Annotated in this window: 6 protein-coding genes; 3 read left to right on the forward strand and 3 right to left on the reverse strand. The window is 31.2% G+C overall.

The window, feature by feature from the left end; all coding sequences use genetic code 11:
* The first annotated feature begins 197 nt into the window (after positions 1–197).
* A complete protein-coding gene (locus B6D18_RS04815; RefSeq protein ID WP_173795306.1) occupies positions 198–1,490 on the forward strand; it encodes an HlyD family secretion protein in 1,293 nt (430 codons plus the stop codon).
* Positions 1,483–3,594: a peptidase domain-containing ABC transporter gene (locus B6D18_RS04820; protein WP_086363406.1), complete on the forward strand. Its 2,112-nt coding sequence runs from the start codon at positions 1,483–1,485 to the stop codon at positions 3,592–3,594. Before B6D18_RS04815 ends, B6D18_RS04820 begins: the two co-directional genes overlap by 8 nt.
* Before the next feature lie 235 nt (positions 3,595–3,829).
* On the opposite strand, the gene lepA is transcribed toward B6D18_RS04820, so the two are convergent.
* Positions 3,830–5,626 carry a translation elongation factor 4 gene (gene lepA, locus B6D18_RS04825; RefSeq protein WP_086363413.1) on the reverse strand — a complete coding sequence of 599 codons (1,797 nt, stop codon included), beginning with the start codon at positions 5,624–5,626 and terminating at the stop codon, positions 3,830–3,832.
* Positions 5,627–5,759: 133 nt separating this feature from the next.
* On the opposite strand from lepA, the gene B6D18_RS04830 reads away from it, so the two are divergent.
* Positions 5,760–6,191: a MerR family transcriptional regulator gene (locus tag B6D18_RS04830; protein WP_158092520.1), complete on the forward strand. Its 432-nt coding sequence runs from the start codon at positions 5,760–5,762 to the stop codon at positions 6,189–6,191.
* A 268-nt stretch (positions 6,192–6,459) separates the two neighbouring features.
* On the opposite strand, the gene B6D18_RS04835 is transcribed toward B6D18_RS04830, so the two are convergent.
* Both B6D18_RS04835 and B6D18_RS04840 read right to left on the reverse strand, forming a co-directional pair.
* Complete coding sequence (locus B6D18_RS04835) at positions 6,460–7,797, reverse strand: hypothetical protein (RefSeq protein WP_086363408.1); 1,338 nt, start codon at positions 7,795–7,797, stop codon at positions 6,460–6,462.
* Positions 7,794–9,287: AAA family ATPase (locus B6D18_RS04840; RefSeq protein ID WP_144063951.1), on the reverse strand; the 1,494-nt coding region annotated here is incomplete at its 5' end. The genes B6D18_RS04840 and B6D18_RS04835, both read right to left, overlap by 4 nt.

A 9,287-nucleotide genomic window follows, 5' to 3' on the forward strand; every position in this document is an offset into this window, starting at 1 on the left:
TTTTAACACCCTTTAATTGGTTTGTTTATACATTAAAAAATTGAAATATCACAATAAAGTCGAAAATAATTAGCATATTTTCAATATGATAGTCTTATAAAAAATAGAGTATACATACTTAACTAAATAATTAGAAAAAATAAATAATAAATCTATCGTAGCTACTTAATGATAAGAAAGAATAGGTAACATATTGTATGGAAGATAGTCGATTGTTTCGTCAAGAAGCTGTTAATTACCAAAAAGCTAAATGGATGGGAAAGGCATTATTACTTAAAGGATGTTCAGCATGGTTAGTTTTCTTATTATCAATTATCTTTATTATCATTTTATTACTCACGGTAATATTCGGCACCTATACTCGACGAATTAATGTCGCTGGTGAAATTACCACTCAACCAAGAGCTATTAATCTATTTGCACCACAGCAAGGTTTCATTACTAATAGTCATGTTAAAGTTGGCGATATAGTTAAAAAAGGCGATCCTATTTATGAATTAGATGTAAGCCGAACCACACAGTCAGGTAATGTAACCCAAATAACAGTTGAAGCAATTAATAATCAAATTAATAATATATCGAAAATTATTGCCACACTAACTGAAAACAAGCAGATCACATTAAATGCGCTACAGCAACAAATAGACGAGTATAATAAATCCCATCAAGAATCTTTATCTTTGGTTAAAAATGCCGAAAAAGGTATGACAGATATGTATGAAAGCATGCAGAACTTTGCTGTTTACCAAAAGAAGGGACTTATTAATAATGAACAATTTAATAATCAAAGATATTTATACTATCAACAACAAAACGCCTATCAATCACTACAGAATCAAATCATCCAAGAAAAATTAGGTATTATTCAGCTCAACAGTGAATTAGTGACCAAGATAGCTGATTTTGATAACAAAATATCTGAATACCAATATCAATTAAATGATTTACAACGTCAATTAACTGAAGTTAACGCCAGAGGAATGTTAATTATAAGTGCGCCTAGTGATGGTCGTATTGAATCACTAAGTGTTACAGAAGGACAGATGGTAAAAAATGATGATAGTCTTGCGCAAATTATTCCAGCGAACACTAATGGTTATTATTTAGTACTTTGGGTTCCTAATGATAGCGTTCCTTATATCTCGGTTAATGATAAACTTAATATTCGTTATGAAGCCTATCCTTATCAAAAATTCGGTCAGTTTTCCGGTAAAATTATGTCAATATCTAAGGTGCCGGCTTCTAATCAAGAAATGTCGACTTATAGCAGTTCTCCACTATCGCAAAACACCATTAATTACCAAGCATATTACAAAGTAATGGTATCGCTTGATAAACAGCAAATGGCTAAGTTCAATAATAAGATTAAATTAACTAATGGTATGAAAGCTGATATTACTCTATTTTTAGAGAAAAGACCTATTTATCAATGGATGCTATCACCTTTTTATGATATTCAGAAAAGTATTACAGGACCAATCAATGGCTAGAAATCAATTTCAGCATATACTTCAAAGTTTACATTTTGGATGGCGAAGAAAAATACCACAAATTTTGCAAACCGAAGCTGCTGAATGTGGTCTAGCCTGTTTAACCATGATTTGTCGCTATTATGGCATGAATGTTGATTTATTTAGCCTCCGAAATCAGATAGGTGTTTCATCACATGGTGTCACTCTTGCGACATTAATTGATATGTCTGCTTGCGTTCAATTACAAAGCCGCCCACTTTCATTAGATTTAAATGAGATAAACCAGTTAAAAACTCCCTGTATCTTACACTGGGATCTCAATCATTTTGTGGTATTAGTTGCCGTTAAAAGAAACAAATTTATTTTACATGATCCGGCATTTGGTCGTCGAGAAGTGGGTATAAATGAAATGTCAAAGCATTTCAGTGGGATAGCACTTGAGTTATGGCCAGATAAAGAGTTTCAACCACGGACACAACGTAGTCAGCTTAGTTTGCTAAAAATGTTGTTTCAAATTGATGGTTTAAAAGGGTTTTTAGTTAAAATTCTGTCACTATCTCTTATTATTGAATCCATTAATTTATTACTTCCGATTGGAACGCAATTGGTTATGGACCATGTAATTATCGCCAAAGATCATAGTTTATTAGGTTTAATCTGCATTGGATTACTGTTCTTTATTTTATTTAGAACTTTTATTGCCATGTTACGATCTTGGTCATCATTGATTATGGAATCTTTAGTTGATATTCAATGGAAAGCCGGGCTTTTTGGGCATCTAATGAAGTTACCTTTAGCCTATTTTGAAAAAAGAAAACTAGGTGACATTCAGTCTCGTTTTGTTTCATTAGAGATAATACGTTCAACGCTAACAAAAAGTATCGTAAGTAGTATTATTAACATTTTGATGACAATCGGTGTCTTTATCATGATGCTACTGTATGGTGGCTGGTTGGTTTGGATTGTCTGCGGTTTTACTCTAATTTATATAATATTAAGAGTGGTAACTTATCAGCGTTATCGACAAGCATCTGAAGAAAAGATTGTGAAAGAGGCCAAAGCTAATTCCCATTTTATGGAGAGTTTATATGGTATTGATACACTAAAATCATTAAAACTCACTGAGTCTAGAGCTCAATATTGGCTTAATATGAATATTGATACAACTAACGCCAATATTCGCCTAACCAAATTAGATATGATATTTAATGGTGTGAACACATTAATTATGCTGGTTGAGCAAACCTTAATATTATGGGTTGGTGCATCGTTGGTAATGAATGATAAAATGACACTTGGTATGTTTATCGCATTTACCGCATATAGATCTCAATTTTCGGAACAAGCAGCAAATTTGATAAATATGGTATTAGATTTGAAAATGCTAAATTTACATACCGAACGGTTAACCGATATTGTATTAACCAATACTGAAAATGATATTGAATCAAAAAATCAATTACCGAAAGATATTCCTGTTGAATTTGAACTGCATAATATAGCTTATCAGTATGATAACCTTTCGCAGCCTATTTTTTCTAATATAAATATGAAAATTAAGGCTGGTGAGAGTGTCGCAATTATTGGACCATCAGGTGCAGGAAAGACAACCTTGATTAAAGTCATGAATGGCCTACTTGAACCAACTCAAGGGGAAGTTCTGATAAATGGTATTGATATTTATAAGTTTGGTGTCAATAATTATAGAGATATTGTTGGCAGTGTATTACAAAATGATAAACTTTTTGCCGGATCTATTTCTGATAATATCGCCAGTTTCGATAATGAAAAAAATCATGAATGGCTGGTTGAATGTGCTAAGCACTGTAACATCCATAATGAAATTATGAAAATGCCCATGGGATATGAAACCTTAGTCAGCGAATTAGGTAATAGTTTATCAGGTGGGCAAAAACAGCGTTTATTGATTGCTAGGGCATTATATCGTAAACCTTGCTTGTTATTTCTTGATGAAGCGACAAGTCATTTAGATGAAGATAATGAAACTAAAATTAATAATGCAATATCTTCATTAAAAATAACGCGTATCATTATTGCTCATCGAACATCAACAATAGCAAGTGCCGATAGAGTGATTGATATCACATCCGTGAATCATTAAAGATCAGTATATTAGATAAAAATGAATTTAGTATGGTGAATTTTATTGCTAGTTTATCGCTACTAAAATCTAGCTATTAATTTAATAATTTTTCTTTATTTTAAAAAATTAACTAATCCAAATAAAAACGCATTAAAAGATTTCACCGACGGTTGCCGGTGAAATTATCTTTTCAATTGCTGTTTATAATAAGCTAATAAGTCAATTCTAATGAGGATATCAGTATCCAATCACACTAATGGATATCTAATACTGCATGGAATGCTTCTTGAGGAATATCAACACCGCCAAATTTACGTTGTCTAATCTTATTCTCTTTAATATTTTTAGCAATTTTTTTCTTTTTCGATGCCGAACCCGAATAGCCACGACCGGTGACACTTTTACGTAATGGTGGAATGTCTTCCCGAGCAATGACTTTATTTTCGACTACTGATTGAACCGGCATTGGATAGAGTTTGCGAGGAATAACATGTTTCATCTTTTGAACAATTTGTTTACCTCTTTCAAAACTTTTATCTCGAGGTAAAATAAATGAAAATGCATCCACAATTTCATCATTCAACCAAATATCCATTTTTACCAAATCCGATGCAATATAGCTTCTATCTCGATAATCTATAGATGCATAGCCATGAGTAATCGATTTAAGTGAATCATAAAAATTGTATGCAATTTCTGAAATTGGCAGTTTAAAGGTCAACTCTGCCATTTTATTATTCAGATAAATCATATCGACGTAGATACCTCGTTTTTCCTGACAAAGTTCCATAATTTCGCCAATATTTTCCATAGGAATAATAATTGCTGCATCTATAAATGGCTCTTCAATATAGTCAATTTTTTCAAAACTTGGTAACAACATAGGATTATTAACATTGATGATTTCACTATTTTTTAATGTTACACGGTATTCAACACTAGGAAAGGTAGAGAGTATTTCGATACCATATTCTCTTTCAAGTCTTTCTTGAATAATCTCCATATGTAAAATGCCTAAAAAACCACAACGGAATCCTGCGCCAAGGGCCATTGAGTTTTCTTGTTTATAAATAAATGCAGAATCATTTAGGGATAATTTTTCAACCGCATCTTTAAGTTTTTCTTGGTCTTCATTTTTTATTGGAAATAATCCAGCATAAACCATAGGTTTGACTTCTTTATAACCAGGTACTGCTTTGGTATTTGGGTGATTAGGATCAATTAGGGTATCGCCGACTTTGACATTTGCGACGATTTTAATATTAGTCGAAATATATCCAACTTCACCTGCATCAAGTACATCAACAGTTTTCATTGCTGGTAAAAATACGCCAGTTTGTAATGCTTCAAATTCAATATCACTTTTGAGCATTTTAATTTTCATTCCAGTATGAATGGCACCGTTAAAAATGCGTACGTGTAACACGACACCGCGATACACATCATAATGAGAATCAAAGATTAACGCTTGCAGTGGCTTATCTTTATTACCTTCTGGCGCAGGAATGTTTTCAACGATTGATTCTAAAATATTATCAACTCCTACGCCGGTTTTAGCTGAAGCTAAAATAACTTTATCTAAGTTAATGCCATCTAACTCTTCGATTTCTTTAATCACGCTGTCAACATCCGCATTTGGCATATCGACTTTATTGATAACTGGAATAATAGTTAAATTCTGCTCTTGAGCCAGTTTTAAATTAGCGATTGTTTGTGCTTGTACGCCTTGAGTTGCATCAACTAGCAACAAAGCTCCTTCACAAGCAGCTAAACTGCGCGAAACTTCATAATTAAAATCAGTATGTCCAGGGGTATCGATGAGATTAAGCTCATATTCAATATTATTTGAAGCTTTATAGTACATGCGTACGGTTTGTAACTTAATTGTAATACCACGTTCTCTTTCAAGATCCATGTTATCTAATAATTGCTCTTTCATATCACGTTCAGAGACAGTATTGGTCATTTCAATTAATCTATCTGCTAGCGTTGATTTACCGTGATCGATATGGGCAATAATACAAAAATTTCTTATATTATTTGGGTTCATGTTAATTTCTCCCATACTTTTCTTAAATGTTGGCGTGAACTATAATGGTTAGAGTAACTCTAAGTCAAGTTTGGTCAAATTGTCATACTTGCTAATCTATTTAATTGATTTTTATGAAAACATGGGTATAAATATGGTAAATATAAATGATTGTATTGCATCAATTGCACAAAATGGGGAACTCAACCAAACACCTAAATACTCTGTGACTAAAGCAGCTAAAATGTTAGGCTTATCTGTGCATACATTAAGGTATTATGATTCATTAAATTTATTTCCATTTTTGCAACGTGACCAGAATGAAAAACGACTTTTTTCTGATGCCGACTTACAGTGGGCAAAGCTAATTGAATGTTTACGTAATGCGAATATGTCAATTAAAGATGTTCAACACTATGTCAAGCTGTGTCTTAAAGGTGATGAAACATTGGATGAGCGCCTAAATATCATTAATCAACAAGAAAAGATATTAATCGATACTATAACTCAACTAAATGAGCAATTGGCTTTATTGAGATTTAAAAAACAATACTATAAAGCCGCTCATCAAACAACAAATAACTAAGCTTTTCCAATGAAAACTTTTCCTATGAAAAAATTTTGAGGAAAGGGGTTTTTGCTTCTTTCCCCATTCCGGTTTATTTTATAACCGTTTCCTGACTAATTAAATGTTCGTAAGATGGTATAGACTTCTCAATTATTTTTACAACAAACCAATAAATTAAAATAACCGTTATCTAAAAGAAATTAGGGAATTAACTGCTAAAAATTGTGAAGAATTTGGAACGAATACTATTTAGTATTAATATGGTAAAAGAATAAAGCTACTTTTATTAAAGTATCTCAGGAAGCTTAATTCCTAATTTGTAGATATTAACATAGCCTGATTCTTTTTTTAGTTTTTGTATATTAGACTTAGGTATTTCATTTTGATCATCTAAAATAAAGTGGTTAATCGTAAAATCTTCATCGCTCTTCTGATGAGAATATATAATTAAACAATCGATATTTTGTCGATAATCTGTTACTTTTAATTCTTTATAGACTTTTTCAATTCTTGCATAACCACTTATTTGTCTAATGTCATCAATAATTACTGATTGATTGTGGTATTTAGGTTTATATTTAGTATCAATTACAAATTTGAAATCTGCTTGGTTGGTAAATTTTAAGATAAAATCTAATTCCTGATATTTTGCTTTATAGTGATATTTTACTTCCTTTGATGTAAATATATTTCTCAGTTTTTTATAAACATATAATTCAAACAATTTACTCATATCAATCCAGAAAGGTGGGGTCATGATTCGTTGTTGTTCGGTATTACTAATATTGTAGGCGTAACGTTTCAAAATCAGTAATGCTAATTTGATCGCTTGATCATACTCTTTATATAACGGATTACTTCTGAAGGTTTTTATTTTTGTTATATCAATATCATCAGATACCTGCTCAAAAGCAGGGTGAATGTAATTAATCCACTGCAATAATGGTGTTTTATCAAATCCGTTTTCAAATTTTTGAATGACGCGTTGGGAAAAACGATAGGCTTTTTTTAGAATTTTATTTTCATCACAATTAACGCCAAATTCTTGATATTGGCAGATTGTGTTAATTTTTTTACCACTAACTAAATTCTGTTTGATATTTTTACTGACAAGAATTTTTCCTTTTACGCGGGCATTAAGATTTTCGATTTTAGAATAATAAGATTTTTTTAAGCCTTTTTTTACAATTTGTTTCATAACTTTAAGAAACAGGGCTATTAAGAACGGAGAAAGTAAATCTTGCTTTTGTGTTATTGGGATATGAGGTTTATCAAAATAAATATATAACAAATCATCTAGATGCTTTAGATTTTCGGGCTCTTCAATCGCATCTAACAACATTCGCATATAATCAATCTGCATTGATTCATTATTTAATTTTGGTTGTATATATATTGGGAGTTTATTTTCAACAATCCAATTGATACCAACAAAATAAGACGTTTTGAAATAGAATAACTCTTTCTCGCAATTTATTGAGTAGCAGGACTGTTTTTCACCTTTTCGCAAAACTTGGTATTCGTATGAGTCTTTTTCCTTTAAAATAGCAATATAATTGTCACACGCATTAATACAGTGATCTTGTTTTAAAAGTCCATCATACTGTTCAAAAAGTTCAATCATGGTTGATTCGAGTATTTATTTTCGATTTCTTTAATTTTAGTTTTTACACCATCGACATCTTTAAAAATGCCATCCTTTATATATTCCTTCAAAATAGGAATTATTTCATATTGAAGGCGTGTTTGAGTTATATCCTTTTCATCTTTACCATTTATTATAAAGTAGCTTTGCCCTAACCAAACATCTTCAACTCGAAATTCATCAGACAAATATATTGATGGATTCAATATTTTATTTTTTTCATATTCTTCATAACTTTTAATAAATAATTCAGAAATATCTATGAATAAATCCTTTTTAAAATTGGCTTGTAAAGATGTTGGTAATATGTCAATAAATGCAAAACGACGACGAATAGCATAATCAATCTGTCCGACACTGCGATCAGCAGTATTCATTGTGCCAATAATATAAAGATTAGGAGGAATGGTTAGCCTATTATCATCATTAACCGCATACATACTTTCGACTTGTTCGCCTCGATACTCTAGTGCATAAATTAATTCGCCCAATACAGCAGGAAGATTTGCTCGGTTTATTTCATCAATGATCAAAATATATTTTTTTTCAGGATCAGCCGATGCTTTTTTAGCCATTTCTATAAATAGTTTATCTCTCGTAATATATTGAGGTTGGCCATTTTCTGTTTTTACTTCAATTCCTCGCACAAAGTCTTCATAGGTATAGGCAGAATGAAATTGGATGAGTTTAAATTGTTCATGAGATCGTAAATTAGATGCTTGCTCATTTTTATCTGAAGAGACCTTGCCAAAAATGAGTTGTTCAGCAATATTTTTTGCTGTATAGGTCTTTCCAGTTCCAGGAGCACCTTGAAGGATAATTTGTTGTTTATTTTCGAGTAACTCAATATATTTTTTTAAATCATTCATATCATTAACGTTTTCTATATTTTCTTTAAATAGATAATTTAATATATATCCGGGAATAGTTTGTGAGTTAAATAGTGTCCCAAAAGGCGGCCATATAGTTTCTGGTTCACTAATCTTTAAGTCCGAAGATTTAATATACTCATTTTTAGTAGCATCATAGCTAAGCCAAGCAACATCTACATAGTGTGAATAGAAACAACGGTTATTTTGTTCATCTTCTCCTGCAAAATGAATATTTTTTTTATATCGGTAGGAAGATAACGCAACACCAATACCCCATAATCCATGATTATTGTTTGTAGTGCAAATTATATCGCCATATTTGATATCTTTTATATTTTTAAATGCTTGAATCGCTGGTGATTTTTCCGGATAAGAATTTTTTATTTCTTCAATTGTAGAATTAGAATAATCTTCATCTTTCCAACCAATAGCCATAATCTCATTGTTCAAGAAACTATTCCATGCTTTTTTTTTGAATTTAGGACAATGAGTCGGAGAAATAAAATAACAAGCGCTATTAGCATTTAAATCAGAAAGGTCAATATTATTTGGTACAAAGAATTTTGTTTTCTCTATTTCTTTTTGCATAAATGGGCC

Source organism: Gilliamella sp. A7, assembly GCF_002142015.1.
Classification (GTDB): Bacteria; Pseudomonadota; Gammaproteobacteria; order Enterobacterales; family Orbaceae; genus Gilliamella; species Gilliamella apis_A.